We start from the raw sequence: 21,307 nt of genomic DNA, 5'->3' as shown, positions 1-21,307 counted from the left end.
AACATGTTTACCGCCGCATAGGCGGTTTAGAAAGATCCAAACTTGGGGGGCGATAATTTCTTGCTGTTTACCGCCGCATAGGCGGTTTAGAAATAGATATGCTCCGCATCGGCTTTAACGGTGTCGTTTACCGCCGCATAGGCGGTTTAGAAATCCTACCCCGTCGTATGTTAAACGACCATAGGGTTTACCGCCGCATAGGCGGTTTAGAAACCAGCTTTGAGTCCATTTGTGATCAGTATTAAGTTTACCGCCGCATAGGCGGTTTAGAAAATTTGCTTCTAAAATTCGTCCACCAATGGTTGGTTTACCGCCGCATAGGCGGTTTAGAAAAAATATCACGTATAGCGTCATCTTCGGGACTAGTTTACCGCCGCATAGGCGGTTTAGAAAGCTACAACCATCTTTGTGCCGTCAGTTCTCATGTTTACCGCCGCATAGGCGGTTTAGAAATGTATCCGATAAGCATTTTTTTCGGGAATAATGTTTACCGCCGCATAGGCGGTTTAGAAAATGGAGCCCGAGTTTAAAGAAGGTGATTTAATGTTTACCGCCGCATAGGCGGTTTAGAAACATTGGTTATGCTTATATTATCCAGTGATTATTTCGCCAGATAGGTTTTGTTATAGTGTTTAGTTAGCTTGTTGTCTTAATTTATCTTCAATGGAATTTTTAACTTTAACCTGATGTTTAATTCCATAACCAATGCTTTTATAACGTTTACCTTTACAGATTAGAGGCGCAAACAGGTCCAATCGGACTTTCTTTAGCACGCTATAAATGGTCGTCAAACGACTAGTCATAAAAGGTTTAGCCAATTCAGTGACAGTTATTTTTTCTTTATGATATAGGTGACATACCTCTGTCTGTGATAAGGCGTTAGTTTTGTTTTTTATGTATATTCATTACAGTAGTTTCTCAAATTACTGTAAATAACTAAGCGAATAAACTGGCTGATGAATTAGCAGATCGTCCCTACGCTGGTGGCGGTAAAAAAGAATCTAAATCTAAAGTCATGAGAAAAATTTCGTTTGAAATTGATGAAATTCAATATGAAGAATTAGAAGATATTGCAATAAAAAATAAACGTGCCAAGTTGCCTTTAAAGACAATTTCTGATTTACTTAGGTTAGCTGTAAATGATTTTTTAATGAAACACAATAAAACTTAATCTAATATTAACCAACAATTGTAAGGAATTTATATGAAAAAGATACTAATATTAATTACTGCTATGTTTTTATTCGGATGTAATGAGAAGACATATACTGTAGAAGATTTTAAAAATAACAAAGAGCTACGAGAAGAATACAATAAAAAATGTAAAAATGGGGAGTTAGATAGTTTTAGTCTAACATGTAGAAACGCTGCTGATGCAACATTCTCATTAATGATAGGAACACCACCGGAACGAAATCCTCACGCCTGGGATTAATTTTATCATATAAGCGAAGCTGCTTTTAAATTTCTATCTGTGATAAGTTTATAGACTTGCTAATCTGATTCTTATTCATTATAAACTTGTCACCTTTTATTATAATCTTATCTCCTTTTTCTGCTTTATTGTCATTTAAAAATCGATTAATCTGTTTCGACCAAATCGTCCTTTCATTACCGTTGTTATCAATTAATTTTGCAAATGCCGATTGCTTACCGTTTATTTGAAATTGATAATTAGCCTGACCGAAATGATTAATAATAAATTCTTGAGCTTCCAATCGCTCAACTTTTTCTATAGCCCATTTTTTGTTTGCATAAATAAGTAATAAGAAAATGGCTTGTTTTCATCAAATTATTCGTGGTTGAGTACTAAGTTTACCGCCGCATAGGCGGTTTAGATATTCTGGCATTATTATTTTTAACAGCATAACGTTCACTGCTGTATAACAGCTTAATTTTATTTAAAATCATTAAATTAAAAATAAAACCAATATTATACTGTTTGATTTTTTTATATTGAAATGCACCAATAGTTGAGTACGCTAAACAAGGACGATAAATATGTGTAATTTTGGCACAATGTAAAAAACAAAAGAGTTTGAAGTTAACTGCAAAAAACTATTTGCGCATTAACTTACTATGATATTGTCGACGATACAGTGTTGGTGTTCGTTCTGTCTTTTTTTTAAAAATCCGACAAAAATAATTACTATCTTTAAACCCCGATGCTAGCGCAATTTCTTTTATATTTAGATCATAATCCTTTAATAGCGATTTGGCATATTCTAAGCGAATATGATTTAGATATTCATTTAATCCTATTTTTCCCTCGCTTTGAAATAGATGTGATAAGTAATTGGGTGAAATGTAAAACATATTAGCTAAAAAGTCGCGTGTAATATCCTCACGAAAGTGAGTATCAATATATTGGCAAATGGCTTCATATAGGCAAGTAGTTTTGGCTGATGTTTTGACATTGGTATTTAACAAATCAAGTGTGTTGCTAAGCAAACTGTGAATAAGATAGTAAGCAGTTTGATTTTGTTTATCTGACTGGTTTTGCCAGATAAGTTCGGTCAGAGCTTGAATAATAAATGTACCAACCCGTGGACCACGTCTTGGTGTGTTGATTTGCTCAAGCGGAATTAGTTGTGTGCCATCCCAATGCAATAGGCTTATACCAATTTGTTGTTGATCAAATAAGATGTTTAATAAAGTAACAGGGCTTGTCCAAATGGGTTTGTTCCAGCTTTGAGCGGAAATATATAAAAGATCATTAGTTGATAATATTTTTTCAATAACTTTGCCATTACTATCCTCCCATAACATTTGTTGCTTTCCTTCTAATATAATTTCAATTCTAGGAAAGTTGGCTTGGCAGGCAAGTAAAGGCGGGCAAGCATTACTATTGGCAAAATAGATATGATTGATTGACTCTTGGTTATTGACTAGTTTGGCTAGTTTTTCGTTAATGATTTTTGTCATAAATTAATGATAAATCAAGTGTGTACTATCGTTTAGATTATATACAGAGATGAAAAAGATGAAAATAAGCATAAATTTGTTTATTTAATAAATTAATGTTAGTTTTTCGTTGTGTGATCTAAATCTCAATTTCTTATTTAGCGTACAAAAATCCAGTAAATGACAAAATTGTCTTCTAGGCGGTTAGATCCGTTTTTTTTACTATAGCTGTAACGCAAAATTTGTAATACAAAGAGCGTTATATGTATACGTTAATAAATGTTTGTTGGTTTTAGCTAGGAGTTAACCATGGAATTATATTTAGATACCGCTGATATTGTCGCCATTAAACGTTTAGCCAAGGTGTTACCTATTAGTGGGGTTACCACTAATCCAAGCATTGTAGCAAAATCGAGCAAGCCTATTTTTTCGCTATTAGATGAATTACAAGAGGTACTAGGTCCAGATAAATTATTATTTGCTCAAGTACTTTCAAGTAATGCTGATGAAATGATAAAAGAAGCACATCAGCTTAGAAAAGCAGTACCATCGATTGTGACTAAAATTCCTGTTAATGCTCAAGGATTGATTGCAATTAAAGAGTTAACCCAGCAAGGAATTCCAACTTTGGGAACGGCTGTTTATGGTGCAGGGCAGGGATTTTTAGCTGCATTAGCAGGGGCCAAATATATTGCACCTTATGTTAATCGCATTGATGCACAAGGTGGAAATAGTAAAGATACAGTACTGGAATTACAAAAATTGTTAAATTTGCATTGCCCACAATCAATGGTGTTAGCCGCAAGCTTTAAAACACCACGCCAAGTGTTAGACTGTATGCTTGCAGGGTGTAAGGCTATCACCTTACCTGTCGATGTTGCAGAGCTTTTTATTTCAGATCCTGCTGTTGATGCGGCAATTGCTAAGTTTGATCAAGATTGGTGTGAAGCTTTTGGATCGTTAGCATTTTAATTTTGTTTATTCATTGAATTTTGTTCCATCATTTTTATGGTGGAACAAGTTATCTGTTTTTTCAATTGTAAAAATAGCATCACTCTAACATTTTTTGTTGTATGATGTTTTCAAGTATTAAAAATATAAGAATTGATGGCTATGGATGAAAAAAAACAAAAAATCAAACTAAACAAAAAATTCATTGTTAATTCATTATTAACAGTATTAAAAGTTGAAAAAATTTCACCTAGTTTTATTCGTGTGCAGTTTAGTAGCGATAAATCATTTGATACTAATCCATTATGGATTTGTCCTTATTTAAAATTATTATTTCCTGATCCTTTAACTGGCACAATTGCGTTTCCTAAGCTTGATGATAATAACAAAATTGCTATTGACGATAAGTTACGTCAGCTAGTGCGTAGTTATAGTGTGCGTGAATTTGATAGCGTAACTAGTCAATTTTTTGTTGATTTTGCTATTCATGATACCGGATTGGCTTCAGTGTGGTCGCAAAAGGCTAAAATTGGTGATCAAATTGGTTTGATTAGTATTGCTAGTAAGTTACAGTTTAGTGATGATTTTTTGGTGTTAATGGGGGATATTTCGGCTGTACCTGCTATTTGTTATACGCTTGAACATCTTCCTAAAAAGCAAAAAGCATTTGCTTTTATTGAGGTTAATCATAAAAATGACATGGTGTCGTTGCCAGATAATAAAAATGTTGAGGTTCACTGGTTTGTGAAAAATACAGATATTCCTGACCAATTAGTTGATGCGGTAATGAGTGTTGATTTATTAGGGAATGATAAGCTGTTGTTTTGGGGGGGAATGGAGCGTTCGTTGGCGCAATCTATTCGTCAAGCAGTTAAGAATAAATATACTCATTTGTCGCCTGATGCTTTTCAGATTACTAGTTATTGGCGAGAAGGTTTTGCCGAAGGCGAATTTAAACATCGTGAATGATTGATTATTTTTATGAACATTCTTGCTCATTTGCATTTGGCTACGTTAGCACGTAGTTCGTTAATTGGTAATACCGTTGCTGATTTTGTTAAAGGTGATCCTTATTTAATTTATAACTCTAATGTTGCCGATGGCATTATGCTACATCGTAAAATTGATAGATTGACCGATAGCCTGCTTGAAGTTAAGAAAGCCAAGTTGCTGTTTAGAAAATCGCATCAGCGTGTTGCATCGATTACATTAGATATTGTGTGGGATCACTTTTTGTCAAAACATTGGGCTAAATATGGACTATTGAAAAGTGTGGTTGAATTTAATCAAACAACCAAAGCATTTATCCAACCTTATATTACAGTTTATCCTGTCGATTATCAGCATTTTATGAATGCAATGTGGCAAGGGGAGTGGCTTGTAAATTATGCTTCTATTGATTTTGTTGGTGATGTATTAGGAGGTATGGCAAATAGGCGACCAAAATTATATTTGTTAAAAGAAACAATTATTGATGTTAAGCAGCATTATGCTCAATTAGAGTCGTTATTTTTTTTGTTATATCCAAAAATCTGTTTAATAGTAAAAGATAGCACTAGCTAAGCTAGGTTTTGGTATTACCGGTTCAAGCTGCTGTCTTAAACCGGTAGCGTTTTGGATATTTGCTATTAATTTGGCAATATCAGTTTGCCATCCTCTTTTTGGATAATGCTGTTGCTATTTGGCGTTTGGGCTATCGGTTTTAAGTTATTGTTGGTTATTTGTGGCGCATAACCACTTTTACCTCCACGAGTTTTGGTATATACAACTTGGCTTACTGGTAGCGTAGCGTTGTTGGTTAAGTTAGCCCATAACCACTCGATGGCATCTTCTCCATAATAATCAATGGGTAGTAATGTGTTGTCAAATGGGGCTCTGCCATCTAAGTAGCTAGCATTTTCTATTTCAATGTATCGCAGTTGTGATTGTTTACCTTCTACCAAGCTGTTTAATGCGACATAAGCGCGCGATGTATAGTTTGGTAATTGTTTAACATTGTTTCGGCCATGGACAATCAAGGTTTTTATGCCATGCAAATTACCCGATGCCATTACTTGTTTTATACCTTCCTTAACACGTGGTTCTTGTGATTTTTCATAAACACAGATCGAACCTTTGGTGCCATAGTCAACAGTGTTTTTTGTTTGCGAGCTAGAATAAAATTCACGTCTTGGGGTGTTTAGGTCTTTGTTTTCAACTAAATCTAAAACCGTTGCATTAAGGCCATTCCAAAGCGGTAAATGACCATTTGCCATACCCCATATTTGTTCAAAGGATATTTCCTCTAATGGCGCAACTTTACCCGTGTTATTAATTGGGTTTTGCTGGGTACTTGCTACCGAAAAATCACACATATTTTCGGTGACACTATATTTGCCATAAGCACTAATATATTGATAAGGCAGACCGATGGATTCAGTATAGTAAAAATAGGGTAGCTGGATGTCCATTTCTGGTGTCCAACCATTTTGATGTAGTTTTTCTAGCGCTTCTTCAGGAGTACCTTTGGTAAGTAAATTTGCTTTTTTTAGTGCATTACAGCGTTCTTGCGAATAAATGAAATAATCCGCATAAGGTACATAAGAATCGTCTTTATAAGCTGTTATGGCTGGTATGGCACATGGTATATATAACGCACCATAAGCACTGTAATTTGCAATGGATTTGGATTCTAGATTTTGTAAGTTGTTGCCAATTGTTAGTGTAACCGGAGCTTGGTCAAGATTCGGTTGTATTTGTGGATTAACTGCAACAATGCCGTCAATGATATTTTGATCATCTAATTCTCCAGCTTTTAATGCTGCTCCACCGCCATCGCTTGCTCCATACACTAAAACAAGGGTGTTGTCTTTGTTGAATATAGCTTGTTCATTAGAGGAAAACATACTATTAAGTTCATAAAAGGCAAATTCTATGGATTTTAATACATGTTCCCCCCAGCGAGCTTCGGCATTGAGTTGTGAGTGTAGTTGTTTTACAGCATAGCGATGGGGATATTCTTTTATATATTTTTCGTTATTATCAATCGAAGGAGAGAATAATATGTTACCGCTTTGTACTTCTCCCAAAACGGTGAACCCAAGTTTGCGCTCAATATCATAAATGCCGTTACCTAGTCCTTTGTCGTTATAAACTACTGCACAGTTGTGACGGAGCCCCCATAATCCACGAATCTGTATATCTTTGGTATTAAATATTCCATCCGAATCACTAGCAGGAACCGCAACAATGCAAGGTTTATTTTTGTTAAAATCAAGCGGAATTTGTAGCAACATACCAACACCGTCTTGTCTTTGTACGGCTGATATTTCGGTACCTGCAATTTTACCATCAAATAAAGGGGTTAGTTCTTGCTTTCTAAAACCAAATAGTGAGCCTTCACCAACTTTGATGTCAATATAACGATTTAGTTTGGCTTGTCGGCGTTCTTGAAAGTTTGGTTTAGCTGGAATTTCAACTTCTGGCGTGATAATGGTGGTTGATAATGGGGTAAACCCAAGCCCTGCTGTAACAAGATCATCACTATCGCCATCATAATAAGCCAATGTATTGCGGACTAGCCATTTTGGCTTTTTTATTGTGTCATTAATTTGGGATGGCGTACTGCTGTTAGTTTCAACATTGGTTGTTGTAGCCGTGGCTGTATTTGTGGTTTTGTTATCGGCCTCTGTATTTTTTGGGTCGCTATCAGTGTTTATGTTAGATGTGATTGATTTTGTGGTATTGGGCTGTGCCGTTAATGGCATAATAACAGCGGCAAAAAATATCAATGAGACAAAAGTTTTTAATTTTATTTTTTTCATTTTCAATACCATGTAATGTTATTCTGTTACATAAAATTTTAATAAAAAATTAGGTATATGCTAGTTAACACGTTATATAGCTTTAATTTTTTGAGGTGTGATTATACACTATATTTTTGTTATGCGTTATTAGGTAAATTGAGATTGCAAATTGCCCAAAAGGCAGCAATGATTTTTTCAGACAATCGCCTTTTTTGTACACAAATACCAACATCAAACGGTTCCATTAAATTTGTTGACCATTCGGTTATGCGCTCTCTTATTCGTTCAGGGCTATTGTCCATTACGACTTTAGGTAATAAGGCGACCCCACAGCCTAAAGCTACCATCGATACAATGGCTTCGTGTCCTGCGACTGTAGCATAAATTTTGGGATTGGAAATTTTTCTTTGCTTAAACCATAAATCAATACGGTGGCGACTAGGACCATGTTCAGGCAATATAAAGGGAATATTGTGCCAGTCTGGCTGTTTTTGATGTAATTTGTCGCTAAATGTGCTATTAAGTTTAGGTATTAGCAAAACCATTTCAATTTCACCAAATTTTAAAAACTCAATACCAGTGGGAAGCTGTTTTGGTTTGCCTGCTATAGCTAAATCGGCTTCATTTGCTTGTATTTTTTTTACGGCGTCAGCAGCATCACCCGTTGATAGTTTGATTTCAACCAGTGGATAGTGGATCCTAAAGCGATCAAGTATTTCAGGTAGATGGCTATATGCAGCGGTGACTGAACAAAATAGAGTAAGTTCCCCGACAATGTGTTGGTTAGATTGATCTAAATCATGTTTTAGTTGTTGGTGCATATTTATTACTTGCTTAGCAAAACGTTTAACTTTTTCGCCTTCCGAAGTAATTTGTACTTGCCTATTGTCGCGAATAAATAGCGGATGACCAAAATGTTCTTCAAGTCGTTGGATCTGTCTTGATAAAGTTGATGGACTAACATGCATAGCATTTGCAGTTATACCAAAGTGACAAGTTTCGCATAAATGTAAGTACAGTTTTAAATCACGAATATTCATAGCAGATTCCAATTTTATACTTAAACGCATACTTTTCCTGAAACTTTTTGACAAGAAGCAGTAAATGTTGCATTGCTTATTAGGGAAGATATTATGCATAGATAAATAAATAAGGCAAATTACGTTGCGTATTAAGGTTAATGGCAAAACAGGCAGATACCTGCTAGAATAGGTAATTATTTTTGTGTAGGTTAAAACAGTTTTATGACAGAACAAGCTTATTTAGACGAAGTTAATGCACGTCGCACTTTTGCAATTATTTCTCACCCCGATGCGGGTAAAACAACCATTACTGAAAAGGTATTGTTATTTGGTCATGCAATTCAAACAGCAGGTACAGTTAAAGGTCGCGGCGCTAATGCTCAGCATGCAAAATCTGACTGGATGGAGATGGAAAAGCAGCGTGGTATTTCAATTACTACCTCTGTGATGCAGTTTCCTTATAATGACTGTTTAGTTAATTTATTAGATACTCCAGGGCATGAGGACTTTTCTGAAGATACTTATCGTACGCTAACGGCGGTTGATAGTTGTTTAATGGTCATTGATGCTGCAAAAGGTGTTGAAGATCGTACACGCAAATTAATGGAAGTTACGCGATTACGCAATACCCCAATTTTAACCTTTATGAATAAGTTAGACCGTGATATTCGTGATCCAATGGAATTGCTTGATGAAGTCGAAAATGAACTCAATATAATGTGCGCGCCTATTACTTGGCCAATTGGTTGTGGCAAGTTATTTAAAGGTGTTTACCATTTAGCTAAAGACGAAACTTATCTTTATCAATCAGGGCAAGGTCATACAATACAAGAAGTGCGAATTATTAAAGGGTTAACTAACCCTGATTTGGATTTAGCGATCGGTGATGATTTAGCACAGCAACTGCGTGAAGAACTTGAATTAGTGCAAGGCGCATCAAACGAATTTGATTTAGATGCTTTCTTGTCAGGTGATTTAACACCGGTCTTTTTTGGTACGGCATTGGGTAATTTTGGCGTGGATCATATGCTTGATGGTTTAACAGCTTGGGCACCAACTCCTCAACCTCGTCAAACTGATAAGCGCGAAGTCGAATCATCAGAAGAAAAGTTCAGTGGTTTTGTTTTTAAAATTCAAGCCAATATGGATCCAAAACATCGTGACCGCGTTGCGTTTATGCGTATTGTCTCGGGTAAGTATGAAAAAGGCATGAAGTTACGCCATGTGCGTATTGCCAAAGATATTAATATCTCTGATGCTTTAACGTTTATGGCCGGTGATCGTGAACATGTTGAAGAAGCTTATGCCGGTGATATTATTGGTTTACATAATCATGGCACGATTCAAATAGGCGATACCTTTACACAAGGCGAAGATCTAAAATTTACAGGCATTCCTAACTTTGCACCAGAATTATTCCGTCGAATCCGCCTTAAAGATCCGCTTAAACAAAAGCAACTTTTAAAAGGGCTAGTTCAGCTTTCAGAAGAGGGAGCAGTACAAGTTTTCCGCCCATTAACCAATAATGACTTAATTGTGGGTGCTGTAGGGGTTTTACAGTTTGATGTGGTGGTTGCTCGATTAAAATCAGAGTATAACGTTGAAGCCATTTATGAGCCAGTTAATGTGACAACAGCGCGTTGGGCTGAGTGCTCAGATGTGAAAAAACTGGAAGAATTTAAACGCAAATGCGAACAGAATTTGGCATTAGATGGTGGTGATAACCTTTCTTATATTGCGCCAAGCATGGTTAATTTAAATTTGACGCAAGAACGGTATCCTGATGTTGAATTTAGAAAAACTCGAGAGCATTAAATTTTTTATTTTTTAATTACGGACTTTATTAAGATATATTCGTAAAGATACATTCGTATTTTGGTAAAATTACTTTTGTATTATTTTTAAAACTGAGTTGAGCGAGCAGATATTATGGTTTATAAAAACAAAAAATTGGTTAATTTTATTTTTAGTGGGATTATTGGGTTACTGCTTGCTACTTCTCCATCTTTTGCCATCGAAAATAAGCTTACAAAGCCAGTTTTGATAGAAAAAGTGCAACAAAGTGAACGCGATAAGCGTCAATATGAAGTGATTGAGCTAGCAAATAAAATGCGAGTGTTACTTGTTTCAGATCCTAAAGCCGTAAAATCACTGGCATCATTAGCGCTGCCTGTTGGTTCTCTGCAAGATCCCAAAGATCAGCAAGGATTGGCGCATTATACTGAACATATGGTGTTAATGGGATCAAAAAAATATCCCGAACCTGCTAGCTTTTCTCAGTTTTTAAGCCGTCATGCCGGTAGTTATAATGCTAGCACTGCGGCACATAGAACGGCTTTTTATTTTGAAGTTGAAAATAGTGCTTTTAATAAAGCGCTAGATTATTTAGCCGATGCTATTAGCGATCCCAATTTGGATCCTAAATTTGCCGATAAAGAACGTAATGCAGTTAATGCTGAATTGACAATGGCCAGATCAAATGATGGTTTTCGTATTGGGCAAGTTGATTCTGAAACAATTAATCAAAACCATCCTGCATCGCAATTTTCAGGCGGTAATTTAGAAACATTAAGTGATAAAGAAAATAGTAAATTGCAAGATGCTTTAGTGAATTTTCATAAAGATTATTATTCAGCCAATATAATGGTTGGAGTGATGTATAGCAATCAATCGATCAATAAATTGGCAAAATTAGCTGAAAATAATTTTGGTAAAATTCCTAATAAAAATATTAATATCCCAATAGTTGATAAGCCTGCTATAACGCCAAATGTGCTAAATAAACAAATTTCTATGGTACCTGCACAACCCAAAAAACTATTGTTTTTACAGTTTCCGATTGAAAATAATCTGGCTAAATTTGCCGATAAAACTGATGAGTATATCAGTTATTTAATCAGTAACAGTAGCCATAATACGTTATCTGATCAGTTACAAAAGCAAGGTTTGATTGAAGCAATTAGTTCGTCTATCAATCCTATTCGTTATGGTAATAGTGGTATATTTAGTATTAATGTAAGTTTAACCGACGATGGACTTGCTCAAAAAGATAAAGTTATTGGCGCTATTTTTAATTATTTACAGTTAATTCAAAAGCAAGGAATTTCTGATGCTTATTATGAAGAACTTAAGAAAGTTTTAGCGTTAGAATTTAAGTATCAGGATGTTGAGCGTGATATGTCTTATGTGGAATGGCTATCTGATCAGATGCTGTTATATCCCGTTCAAAATATATTAAATTCTGATTTTATTGCCACTAATTTTGATAAAACTGCGATCGCTTCACGTTTAAAAAGTTTGACAGCCAATAATGCTAGAATTTGGGTGATTTCGCCAAATCAAACGACTAATAAGACGGCTTATTTTGTTGATGCACCTTACAAAATTGATAATATTACTAGTGAGCAAAAAGCGAATTGGTTGGCTTTAGGTAAAAATTTCACATTTAGTTTACCTGAATTAAATCCTTATATTCCTGACAATTTTTCAATTGTGAAGCAAAACCGTGCTCAAGCTCAACCAGCTGGGTTTAGTAAACGGGGTAATCATCTTCATTTTGTTAGTCAATATTTCAAAACTGAACCTAAAGCGGCGATTGTGGTTTCGTTACGGAATAACCAGGCTTTTAGTGATGCTAAAGCAGAGGTCGCTTTTAATTTACTTGATTACATTGCAAGTCGTAATTTAGAACAATTACGATTTCAGGCAGGCGTTGCGGGTATTTCGTTATCAACAAATAATGATAATGGCCTGATGATTTCTGCTAGTGGCTTTAGTCAGCATCTACCTAAAATGGTAACAGCAATTCTTAATAGTTATCGCAATGTGACGATTGATGAGCAAAGCTTAGTGTTAGCTAAATCTTGGTATTTGCAGGAATTGGATAAATCTGAGCATGCTAAAAGTTATTGGTTGGCGGTTAATCCTGTTAATGAATTGTCAGATTTACCGTATTTTGAACGGGATGAAAGACGTCAAATCACAGCAACAATGACTATTAATGACGTGTTAACTTATCGCGATAATTTATTAACCCACTCAGTACCTTATATGCTTAGCTTGGGTAATTTGTCTAACGAGGATTCTTTAGATCTTTATCATTCCATTCAAAAAACACTAGTGCGTGATGTTGAATTTACTCCTGTTGATAATATTCAGATTAAAAAATCATTGGAGGCCAAAATGGCTCAATATGCGAAAAGTACTGATAATGCTTTGATGATGAGCTATATTCCAACAGGTTATGATCGAATTGCTAGTAGTATGCTAAGTTATACATTGTCGAAAATTATTTCACCTTGGTTTTATGATCAGTTACGCACCAATGAACAACTCGGCTACGCTGTATTTGCTGGCCCTGTTACAGTTGGAGATTCAGTTGGAATGAGTTTTATCATTCAAAGCAACCAATACGATCCAGTTTATTTATTTAAGCGTTACCAAGAATTTTATCCTGTTATATTAAGTAAGCTTAAAGCATTATCTAAAGAAGATATTGAGCAATATAAAAAAGCGGTACTTGATGAATTGAAAATGCCTCCGCAAACATTGGATGAAGAGTTTAGTCGTTATATGGCTGACTATCGGAATTCGCGTTTTATGTTTGATTCACGGCACAAAAAAATTGAACAATTGAAAAAAATCACTAAGCAAGATTTAGTTGATTTTTATAACCGTTCAGTTATGGATAAAAAAGGTTTTGTATTTGCATCGCAAGTTCTTGGTAAGCGTGAAGATAATGCTAAACAACCAGAGGCAATTTCTGAGTTTACTGAATTTGAAAATGTATCGGCATTGCAAAATGAGTTATTAAAATAGGTGTTATTTAAGTTGTTGATGAAAATATAGGCTACACCTGAAACATTTTGCCAAAAATTGGCATTGCTATCACCTTGTGATACACTGCCAAAATCCCAATAGTTTGAGTATATTATGATTACTGGATCGATTGATTATTGTGCTATAGGTCAACGTTTACGTGCGTATAGGATTGCCGCTTCACTGAAGGCTGAAGATGTTGCTGATAGTCTTAAAATTTCAAGAGCAGCAGTCTATCGGTTAGAAAAAGGTGAAATTGTTAAAATAGAAACCCTAGAACGACTGGCATCTTTACTCGGTACTTCTTTTGCGAGTTTACTCGGCATTGATACTGAATACTATTCGAGTGGTGAAGGTTTTTTTGAACGTATGCGTCAATTAGAACAGCAATCAACTCATATCTATTCTCATTTCGATCCTTTTTCTTTTTTATTAACTTCTTCTGATTATTTGTCTCATTTAGCGATGATGTTAAATGAGTCAAATGAGTCGATTGAATCTCAAAGATATTCAGTAATTTTGGCGATTTTAAAAGATCGCAAAAAGCAGTTTTATCAATCTGTTCCTAAAGTGATTAATTTAATTAGCTTGCGTAATATTGAACGGTTTTTGCATATTGGCTTAGTGGGTAATTTGACTATTTCGCCCGGTAAAAAGTCTGAAAGGATGCTACTTGCTCGCAACGAAATTTATCATTTAATTGATCTAATAGAACAGCAATCTTTTGCTTCAACTATTGCTATTACGCAAGAAGCTATTCCATCAATTACATTCCAAATTTTTTACCAAAATGATAACCCAATTTCGTTGGCAATGAGTCCATTTCGCTTAGGTGAATTGCCGAATGTGACAACAGGTATTGCTTCTATTACTTCATCGCAAGATGCTATTAAACGTTATCGTCATCTTTTTGATAAGTTATGGCAAAATAGTGCTAAAGATCATCATGCTATTGATTTGCTAAAAGCAACATTAGATAAATTTTAAATATTTATGAAATCTTAACGAGAGACATTATGTTATCCTTAACATTACAACCGATAAAAAGAATTAATGGTACTATCAATTTGCCTGGTTCAAAGAGTGTTTCTAATCGTGCTTTATTACTATCAGCATTGAGTAAAGGTAATACACGGTTAACGAATTTACTTGATAGTGATGATGTGCGTTATATGCTTGATGCGCTTGCAGCGTTAGGAGTGAAGTATCAGCTATCACACGATCGGACTATTTGTGATATTCAAGGCGTAGGTGGGATGCTGCAATCTGGCCATGCATTAGAGCTTTTTTTAGGTAATGCTGGTACAGCAATGCGCCCTCTGACTGCAGCTTTATGTCTTGGTCATAATAATATTGTGTTAACTGGCGAACCACGCATGAAAGAGCGCCCAATTGGTCATTTAGTTGATGCGCTACGTCAAGGTGGTGCTAAAATTGATTATCTCGAAAATGAAGGATACCCACCATTACACCTTCATGGTGGTTTTATTGGTGGTAAAATCCAAGTTGATGGTTCGGTCTCTAGCCAATTTTTAACCGCACTATTAATGGCTGCACCATTAGCAAAACAAGATACAGAAATTACTATTATTGGTGATCTTGTTTCTAAACCTTATATTGATATTACAGTCAAAATGATGGCAATGTTTGGCGTTACTGTAGTTAACAATAACTATCAATCATTTGTTATCAAAGCAAACCAAGATTATCAATCGCCAGGCGATTATTTGGTTGAGGGTGATGCTTCATCTGCATCTTATTTTTTAGCGGCTGCAGCAATTAAAGGCGGCACTGTTCGTGTTACAGGAATTGGTAAAAAAAGTTTGCAAGGCGATACGCAATTTGCTCATGTGCTTGAAAAAATGGGCGCTAAAATCACTTGGGCTGATGATTATATTGAATGTTCACATGGTGAATTAAATGGTATTGATATGGATATGAACCATATTCCCGATGCGGCAATGACTATTGCTACAACGGCATTGTTTGCTAAAGGCCCTACTACGATCCGTAATATTTATAATTGGCGAGTGAAAGAAACTGATCGCTTATATGCGATGGCAACTGAATTAAGAAAAGTTGGTGCAAAAGTTGATGAAGGTCAAGATTATATTACTATTGTGCCGCCCAATAAATTAATCCATGCTGAAATCGAAACTTATAATGATCATCGTATTGCTATGTGTTTTTCATTAGTGGCGCTTTCAGATACACCTGTGACAATATTAGATCCTAAATGCACAATGAAAACTTTTCCTGATTATTTTGAACAATTTAAAAAATTAAGCGAACAATAAAATGAATAAAATAGTTCCCGTTGTTGCTATTGATGGGCCAAGTGGTGTTGGCAAGGGCACGTTATGTCAAGCATTAGCCAATTATTTAAAATGGCATCTTTTAGATTCAGGTGCTATCTATCGTGTGCTTGCATTATCCGCTCTTGAAAAAAATATTGCATTGGATGATGAAAACCAGTTAACTAATTTAGCGTTAAACTTACCTTTGACTTTTGATAGTAATGATATTGAAGTCAAGGTCTTGTTAAGTGGTGTTGATGTAACAAAACGTATCCGCACTGAAGAAACAGGTGGCGCAGCTTCAAAAGTGGCCGCACTCAATAAAGTTAGATCTGCATTATTACAGCGACAACGTGATTTTAGACAAGCACCAGGGCTTATTGCAGATGGTCGAGACATGGGGAGTGTGGTGTTTAGCGATGCGCCTGTTAAAATTTTTCTTGATGCAAGTGCACAATCACGAGCCGAAAGACGAATGAAACAGTTGCAACATAGGCAAAAACATGTTAAATTCGCCGAAATTTTGCAGGAGATAACTGAGCGTGATGAACGCGATCGTAACCGCGCCGTTGCGCCACTTAAACCTGCAATTGATGCTCTAATAATTGATACCACATCATTGTCTATTCAAGATGTTTTTAATCAATCTATTAAGTATATAAACGAAAAACTTGCGTTGTAACTTAAATTATAGCATTAACCTAGCTCCATTATAAGGATGTATGGAGTATTATAAACAACCCCACAAGACAGGATGTAATGTGGACGTTAAAATTAACTTAAGTATATAAATATGACTGAATCTTTTGCTCAACTCTTTGAAGAGTCTATTAATCAACTAGACACTCGTTCTGGTAATATGATCCGTGGTACTGTCGTTGCAATCGACAAAGATGTTGTTTTAGTTGATGCTGGTTTAAAATCTGAATCCGCAATTCCAGTAGAGCAGTTTAAAAATGCCCAAGGTGAACTAGAAGTTCAAGTTGGCGATATTGTTGATGTTGTGCTTGACTCAATTGAAGATGGCTTTGGCGAAACAATTTTATCTCGCGAAAAAGCTAAACGTCATGAAGCATGGATAATACTAGAAAAAGCAGTTGAAGATGCTGCAACAGTTTTAGGTGTTATCAATGGTAAAGTTAAAGGTGGCTTTACGGTTGATCTTAATGGCGTTCGTGCGTTCCTACCTGGCTCGCTTGTTGATGTTCGTCCATTACGCGATACTTCTCATATCGAAAACAGAGAAATCGAATTAAAAGTAATTAAATTAGATCAAAAACGTAACAACGTTGTTGTTTCACGTCGTGCAGTTATTGAATCTGAAAATAGTGCAGAAAGAGAACAACTTCTTGAAAATCTACAAGAAGGTTCAGAAGTTAAAGGTATTATTAAAAATCTTACAGATTACGGTGCATTCGTTGATCTTGGTGGGGTTGATGGTTTACTTCATATCACAGATATGGCTTGGAAACGTGTTAAACATCCAAGTGAAGTGGTTGAAGTGGGGCAAGAATTACTTGTTAAAGTACTTAAGTTTGACAAAGACCGCTCACGTGTTTCTCTTGGCTTAAAACAATTAGGCGAAGATCCATGGGTTTCAATTGCTAAACGTTACCCAGAAGGTACTAAAGTAACAGGTAAAGTAACTAACTTAACTGATTACGGTTGTTTTGTTGAAATCGAAACTGGCGTTGAAGGTTTAGTTCACGTTTCTGAAATGGATTGGACAAACAAAAACATCCACCCATCTAAAGTAGTTAGCTTAGGTGATGAAGTTGAAGTTATTGTTCTTGAAATTGATGAAGAACGTCGTCGTATTTCTCTTGGTCTTAAACAATGTAAACCAAACCCATGGTTACAATTTGCTGAATCACACAATAAAGGTGATAAAGTTAGCGGTAAGATCAAATCAATCACTGATTTCGGTATCTTTATTGGTTTAGATGGCGGTATTGATGGTTTAGTTCACCTTTCAGACATTTCTTGGAATATGCCTGGCGAAGAAGCAGTTAAAGCTTATAAGAAAGGTGATGATATTGAAGCGGTTGTGTTACAAGTTGATGCAGAACGTGAACGTATCTCTTTGGGTGTTAAACAACTAGAAGATGATCCATTTAGTAGTTTTGCATCTAACTACAAAAAAGGTAATATTGTTAAAGGTACTGTAACAGCTGTTGATGCTAAAGGTGCAACTATCGAAATCGCTGAAGGTATTGAAGGCTACTTAAAAGCTCAAGATATTGCTCGTGAGCGTATTGAAGATGCGACAACAGCATTAAAAGTTGGTGATGAAGTTGAAGCTAAGATTGTGAATATTGATCGTAAAACTCGCGCAATTTCATTATCAGTACGTGCAAAAGATGAAGCTGACGAAAAAGAAGCTCTTGCTGCTGTAAATAATACTGCAACTCAAGACGATGCATCATTTACTAATGCAATGGCTGAAGCATTCAAAGCAGCATCAAAAACTGAGTAAAAAATATTTATGTAAAGAGTAAAGAGGGCTTGCCCTCTTTTTCTTTTGTGGTATAAAATGAACAAGTTACATACCGCATAAATAAATTAGGAGTGATCATGAATAGATCAGATTTAGTAGAACGAATTGTTAACTGGCGAACACATCTTCCTGTTCAATTAGTTGATGATTCAGTTAGAGATATCATCGAACAGATCGCTTTAGCTATGGAAAGTAACGATCGTGTAGAAATTCGAGGCTTTGGTAGTTTTAGTTTAAACTATCGTGCTCCACGTAAAGCTAGAAATCCTAGAACAGGTGGTAATGTTGAAGTTAAACATAAATATATCCCGCATTTCAAACCAGGTAAAGAATTACGTGAAAGAGTAAATAATGCAGTAAATGCATAGCTTAAAATTCTATATTTAGCAAAAAGCCATTGAGTCAAATCAATGGCTTTTTATTTTAAATAGTTTATAGTGAGCAAAAACCTCGATCGATCTTTCTTTAACAGGTTATAAATGGCTTGGTGGCCGAGCAAAAATGTTTAGCTAACCATAAAACCATAACCGTTATTACAGTTATTTTTCTTTATAATAGTGTGTTAGCTTTTGTATATGTTTGTATACGTAAAGAATGTGAGTAATTTTTACAATTGATATTTATTCTAATCCTCTGCGTGCAATATATTCAAACCTATATTGGAATCCCCTTAAATATTGAATACTATATTCAAATACTTCGCCATTAACTAATTCACTAGTTGAACGTAGGCATAATATAGGATAATTTGTTTCGATATTTAAATGTTTAGCAACAATGCTAGTTGCCAAAACTGGCTTTAAGTCTTGCCTACTTAGCGATATTTGATAGCCTTTTTGTTTTTCAATATAGTGATACTTCGATGTTTGCATTACTTTAACACTGAGATCAGGAAATAGTGAAAGAGGCATATAACTTTGCTCTAAAATTTCAGGTTCATCGTCTATTGTTCTAATACGTATTATTGAGTATATCAATGTGCCAACTTCAATTTTTAGATGCTTTGCAATAACGGGTTGTGCTTGTTCTAACTGAAAATGTATTACTTTTGTACTAGCAACTCTTCCTTGTGAGGTAATGTTTTCTTCGAATCCTTTTAATTGAAAGGCATCGTGCTTAGCCGAATTACATTTAACATAGGTACCACTTCCTTTTATACGCACTAATAACCCTTGTTTTTCAAGTAGTTCAAGTGCTTTACGAACAGTGACGCGACTAACATTATATATTTCTTGTAAAGCTTGTTCTGTAGGTAATACATCTTCAACATCTAATTCGCCAGAACGAATTTTTTTCTCAATAGTTTCAGCTATTTGTCGATAAAGTGGCTTACTCATAATCATATCCTACATATGAAATTTGTATTATCTTAACATTCAATAGTCAAAATATCATCAAATGAAAAATATTATTCTTTGAGCCTAACTATTATTGTTAAGTATCATTTATATGTCTATTTTCTGATACCGATAAAAATTTTGTGATCTTTTTCACATTAGTATTAAATAAGTATTATTTAATTTAATACTTATTGATAACATATAAATGTGTTTTTTTATTCACAAATAGAGTTGAGGAAATTGGTTATGAAAAAGATTAATTTAACCGTTGTAGGTGCAGGTAGTACTTATACATTAGGTATTATGAGAAGTCTTGTTACAGAAAAACAAAATTTTCCGTTAAAACGCGTTGTTTTTTATGATATTGATGCAGCCCGTCAGGAGCTAAATGCCAAAGCAACTGAAATTATGTTTAAAGAACTTTATCCTGAAATTGAAGAGTTCATCTATACAACAGATAGAAAAATTGCTTTTGAAAACTCTGATTTCTTTTTTATGCAAATCCGTACGGGTGGTTTAAAAATGCGTGAACGTGATGAACAAATCCCCCTATCTCATCAATGTGTAGGTCAAGAAACATGTGGCGCAGGTGGAATGGCTTACGGTTTGCGTTCCATTGGGGATATGATCGATCTTGTTCGTGAAATTCGTTCATATAAAAAAGATGCTTGGATCTTAAACTATACTAACCCAGCGGCGATTGTTGCAGATGCCTTAAATCGAGAATTTCCTAATGATAATCGAATTTTAAATATTTGTGATATGCCTGCGGCAATCATGGTGAGCTACGCAAAATTACTTGGCTGTGAAATTTGGGATTTTGTACCGGAATACTTTGGTTTAAATCATTATGGTTGGTTTACTAAAATTAAAAATAAACAAGGTGAAGATTTAACTCAACGTATTAAAGATATTATTTTAAAAGAGGGTATTAAAGCGGTTGACTCAATTATTGCTAATGATCCTTCTTGGCAAGCAACGTTTAAAAACATGGAAACAATGTTACGAGATAACCCAGAATTCTTGCCAAATACTTATTTACAATACTATTTATATCCAGAAAAAATGGTGAGTAAAGAAGATATTAATAATACGCGTGCGCGTCAAGTTATCAATGGACGTGAAAAACAAGTATTTGAAATGTGTAAACGTATTATTGAAAAAAATTCTATTGCTGGTGAACAGCTTCATGATGATATTCATGGTCGTTATATGATTCGTGTTGCTGCGTCATTAGCTTATAACAAAGGCGATATCTATCTTGTGATTGTTCCAAACAAAGGCATTATTAGTAATATACAAGATGATGCAATGGTTGAAGTGCCATGTATGCTAACTTCTGATGGTCCTAAAGCGTTTGCTATTGGTAAGATTCCGACTTTCCAAAAAGCGATGATAGAAATCCAATTAGGTTATGAAAAGTTAGTTGTTGATGCTTGGTATGAAGGTTCTAAACAAAAATTAATCAATGCCTTAACGTTAAATAGAACCGTTGTTAACGTTCCTAAAGCAAAAGTAATTGTTGAAGAAATCTTAAACGAAAATAAAGACTATTTACCTCAGTTTTTTAAATAATTATTTTGTTTAACACGAATAATGCTAGCGTTTGAGTAAATGCAAACGCTTAGCGTTATTCACAAACATGTACAGAACTATTTTAAAAATAACAAAATCATTATATTAATAAAAGGTT

18 protein-coding genes and 1 CRISPR repeat array are annotated in these 21,307 nt (G+C 35.0%); of the genes, 13 read left to right on the top strand and 5 right to left on the bottom strand.

Going from position 1 to position 21,307, the window contains the following annotated elements; translation table 11 throughout:
- Positions 1-5: 5 nt before the first annotated feature.
- Positions 6-573: a CRISPR direct-repeat array (repeat unit 28 nt; unit sequence GTTTACCGCCGCATAGGCGGTTTAGAAA).
- Between the two features lie 442 nt (positions 574-1,015).
- A complete protein-coding gene (locus tag GA0061080_RS12560) occupies positions 1,016-1,171 on the top strand; it encodes a hypothetical protein (RefSeq protein ID WP_167349187.1) in 156 nt (51 codons plus the stop codon).
- Between the two features lie 33 nt (positions 1,172-1,204).
- Complete coding sequence (locus tag GA0061080_RS05175) at positions 1,205-1,435, top strand: EexN family lipoprotein (RefSeq protein WP_091122157.1); 231 nt, start codon at positions 1,205-1,207, stop codon at positions 1,433-1,435.
- Between the two features lie 25 nt (positions 1,436-1,460).
- Here the strand turns inward: GA0061080_RS05175 and GA0061080_RS05170 are convergent, their stop codons facing one another.
- Together GA0061080_RS05170 and GA0061080_RS05165 are read right to left on the bottom strand one after the other, a co-directional pair.
- Positions 1,461-1,718 carry a hypothetical protein gene (locus tag GA0061080_RS05170; protein ID WP_091122153.1) on the bottom strand — a complete coding sequence of 86 codons (258 nt, stop codon included), beginning with the start codon at positions 1,716-1,718 and terminating at the stop codon, positions 1,461-1,463.
- A gap of 340 nt (positions 1,719-2,058) precedes the next feature.
- A complete protein-coding gene (locus GA0061080_RS05165; RefSeq protein WP_091122150.1) occupies positions 2,059-2,925 on the bottom strand; it encodes a helix-turn-helix domain-containing protein in 867 nt (288 codons plus the stop codon).
- Between the two features lie 288 nt (positions 2,926-3,213).
- Here GA0061080_RS05165 and fsa point away from each other — a divergent pair, with 288 nt between their 5' ends.
- The 3 genes from fsa to GA0061080_RS05150 all read left to right on the top strand — a co-directional run bounded on the left by fsa (position 3,214) and on the right by GA0061080_RS05150 (position 5,418).
- Positions 3,214-3,876, top strand: coding sequence for a fructose-6-phosphate aldolase (gene fsa / locus GA0061080_RS05160; protein WP_091122146.1), 663 nt, complete (start codon positions 3,214-3,216; stop codon positions 3,874-3,876).
- A gap of 141 nt (positions 3,877-4,017) precedes the next feature.
- A complete protein-coding gene (locus GA0061080_RS05155; RefSeq protein WP_167349186.1) occupies positions 4,018-4,824 on the top strand; it encodes a siderophore-interacting protein in 807 nt (268 codons plus the stop codon).
- Between the two features lie 12 nt (positions 4,825-4,836).
- Positions 4,837-5,418 carry an acyl carrier protein phosphodiesterase gene (locus GA0061080_RS05150; RefSeq protein WP_091122137.1) on the top strand — a complete coding sequence of 194 codons (582 nt, stop codon included), beginning with the start codon at positions 4,837-4,839 and terminating at the stop codon, positions 5,416-5,418.
- A gap of 65 nt (positions 5,419-5,483) precedes the next feature.
- Here the strand turns inward: GA0061080_RS05150 and GA0061080_RS05145 are convergent, their stop codons facing one another.
- Together GA0061080_RS05145 and ilvY are read right to left on the bottom strand one after the other, a co-directional pair.
- Positions 5,484-7,658: a 3-hydroxybutyrate oligomer hydrolase family protein gene (locus tag GA0061080_RS05145; RefSeq protein WP_167349185.1), complete on the bottom strand. Its 2,175-nt coding sequence runs from the start codon at positions 7,656-7,658 to the stop codon at positions 5,484-5,486.
- A gap of 119 nt (positions 7,659-7,777) precedes the next feature.
- Positions 7,778-8,680, bottom strand: a complete 903-nt coding sequence (gene ilvY / locus GA0061080_RS05140; protein WP_091122179.1) for an HTH-type transcriptional activator IlvY — start codon at positions 8,678-8,680, stop codon at positions 7,778-7,780.
- Positions 8,681-8,884: 204 nt separating this feature from the next.
- Here ilvY and prfC point away from each other — a divergent pair, with 204 nt between their 5' ends.
- The 7 genes from prfC to ihfB all read left to right on the top strand — a co-directional run bounded on the left by prfC (position 8,885) and on the right by ihfB (position 18,642).
- Positions 8,885-10,477: a peptide chain release factor 3 gene (gene prfC / locus GA0061080_RS05135; RefSeq protein WP_091122131.1), complete on the top strand. Its 1,593-nt coding sequence runs from the start codon at positions 8,885-8,887 to the stop codon at positions 10,475-10,477.
- Positions 10,478-10,591: 114 nt separating this feature from the next.
- A complete protein-coding gene (gene ptrA, locus GA0061080_RS05130; protein ID WP_091122127.1) occupies positions 10,592-13,480 on the top strand; it encodes a pitrilysin in 2,889 nt (962 codons plus the stop codon).
- A 114-nt stretch (positions 13,481-13,594) separates the two neighbouring features.
- Positions 13,595-14,467 carry a helix-turn-helix domain-containing protein gene (locus GA0061080_RS05125; protein WP_091122124.1) on the top strand — a complete coding sequence of 291 codons (873 nt, stop codon included), beginning with the start codon at positions 13,595-13,597 and terminating at the stop codon, positions 14,465-14,467.
- Between the two features lie 29 nt (positions 14,468-14,496).
- Positions 14,497-15,777, top strand: coding sequence for a 3-phosphoshikimate 1-carboxyvinyltransferase (aroA, locus tag GA0061080_RS05120; protein WP_167349184.1), 1,281 nt, complete (start codon positions 14,497-14,499; stop codon positions 15,775-15,777).
- A gap of 1 nt (position 15,778) precedes the next feature.
- Positions 15,779-16,459 (top strand): (d)CMP kinase, encoded by a 681-nt coding sequence (gene cmk / locus GA0061080_RS05115; RefSeq protein WP_091122116.1) that lies wholly within the window; start codon positions 15,779-15,781, stop codon positions 16,457-16,459.
- Positions 16,460-16,570: 111 nt separating this feature from the next.
- Positions 16,571-18,253, top strand: coding sequence for a 30S ribosomal protein S1 (gene rpsA, locus GA0061080_RS05110; RefSeq protein WP_091122112.1), 1,683 nt, complete (start codon positions 16,571-16,573; stop codon positions 18,251-18,253).
- Between the two features lie 98 nt (positions 18,254-18,351).
- Positions 18,352-18,642 (top strand): integration host factor subunit beta, encoded by a 291-nt coding sequence (ihfB, locus tag GA0061080_RS05105; protein ID WP_065636617.1) that lies wholly within the window; start codon positions 18,352-18,354, stop codon positions 18,640-18,642.
- 252 nt (positions 18,643-18,894) lie between these two features.
- Here the strand turns inward: ihfB and GA0061080_RS05100 are convergent, their stop codons facing one another.
- Positions 18,895-19,611, bottom strand: coding sequence for a GntR family transcriptional regulator (locus tag GA0061080_RS05100; RefSeq protein WP_167349183.1), 717 nt, complete (start codon positions 19,609-19,611; stop codon positions 18,895-18,897).
- 249 nt (positions 19,612-19,860) lie between these two features.
- Between GA0061080_RS05100 and GA0061080_RS05095 the strand changes: the two genes are divergently transcribed.
- Positions 19,861-21,189, top strand: coding sequence for a 6-phospho-alpha-glucosidase (locus GA0061080_RS05095; RefSeq protein WP_091122103.1), 1,329 nt, complete (start codon positions 19,861-19,863; stop codon positions 21,187-21,189).
- Positions 21,190-21,307: the final 118 nt, after the last annotated feature.

This window comes from Gilliamella intestini (assembly GCF_900094935.1).
In the GTDB taxonomy this organism is placed as follows: Bacteria; Pseudomonadota; Gammaproteobacteria; order Enterobacterales; family Orbaceae; genus Gilliamella; species Gilliamella intestini.
The sequence above is the reverse complement of the archived record's forward strand: the minus strand, read 5'-3'. Positions and strand labels throughout refer to the sequence as shown.

Coding starts and splice junctions, on each gene's coding strand:
- GA0061080_RS12560 (WP_167349187.1), top strand. CDS start 1,016: ATGAGAAAAATTTCGTTTGAAATTGATGAAATTCAATATGAAGAATTA.
- GA0061080_RS05175 (WP_091122157.1), top strand. CDS start 1,205: ATGAAAAAGATACTAATATTAATTACTGCTATGTTTTTATTCGGATGT.
- GA0061080_RS05165 (WP_091122150.1), bottom strand. CDS start 2,925: ATGACAAAAATCATTAACGAAAAACTAGCCAAACTAGTCAATAACCAA.
- fsa (WP_091122146.1), top strand. CDS start 3,214: ATGGAATTATATTTAGATACCGCTGATATTGTCGCCATTAAACGTTTA.
- GA0061080_RS05155 (WP_167349186.1), top strand. CDS start 4,018: ATGGATGAAAAAAAACAAAAAATCAAACTAAACAAAAAATTCATTGTT.
- GA0061080_RS05150 (WP_091122137.1), top strand. CDS start 4,837: ATGAACATTCTTGCTCATTTGCATTTGGCTACGTTAGCACGTAGTTCG.
- GA0061080_RS05145 (WP_167349185.1), bottom strand. CDS start 7,658: ATGAAAAAAATAAAATTAAAAACTTTTGTCTCATTGATATTTTTTGCC.
- ilvY (WP_091122179.1), bottom strand. CDS start 8,680: ATGAATATTCGTGATTTAAAACTGTACTTACATTTATGCGAAACTTGT.
- prfC (WP_091122131.1), top strand. CDS start 8,885: ATGACAGAACAAGCTTATTTAGACGAAGTTAATGCACGTCGCACTTTT.
- ptrA (WP_091122127.1), top strand. CDS start 10,592: ATGGTTTATAAAAACAAAAAATTGGTTAATTTTATTTTTAGTGGGATT.
- GA0061080_RS05125 (WP_091122124.1), top strand. CDS start 13,595: ATGATTACTGGATCGATTGATTATTGTGCTATAGGTCAACGTTTACGT.
- aroA (WP_167349184.1), top strand. CDS start 14,497: ATGTTATCCTTAACATTACAACCGATAAAAAGAATTAATGGTACTATC.
- cmk (WP_091122116.1), top strand. CDS start 15,779: ATGAATAAAATAGTTCCCGTTGTTGCTATTGATGGGCCAAGTGGTGTT.
- rpsA (WP_091122112.1), top strand. CDS start 16,571: ATGACTGAATCTTTTGCTCAACTCTTTGAAGAGTCTATTAATCAACTA.
- ihfB (WP_065636617.1), top strand. CDS start 18,352: ATGAATAGATCAGATTTAGTAGAACGAATTGTTAACTGGCGAACACAT.
- GA0061080_RS05100 (WP_167349183.1), bottom strand. CDS start 19,611: ATGAGTAAGCCACTTTATCGACAAATAGCTGAAACTATTGAGAAAAAA.
- GA0061080_RS05095 (WP_091122103.1), top strand. CDS start 19,861: ATGAAAAAGATTAATTTAACCGTTGTAGGTGCAGGTAGTACTTATACA.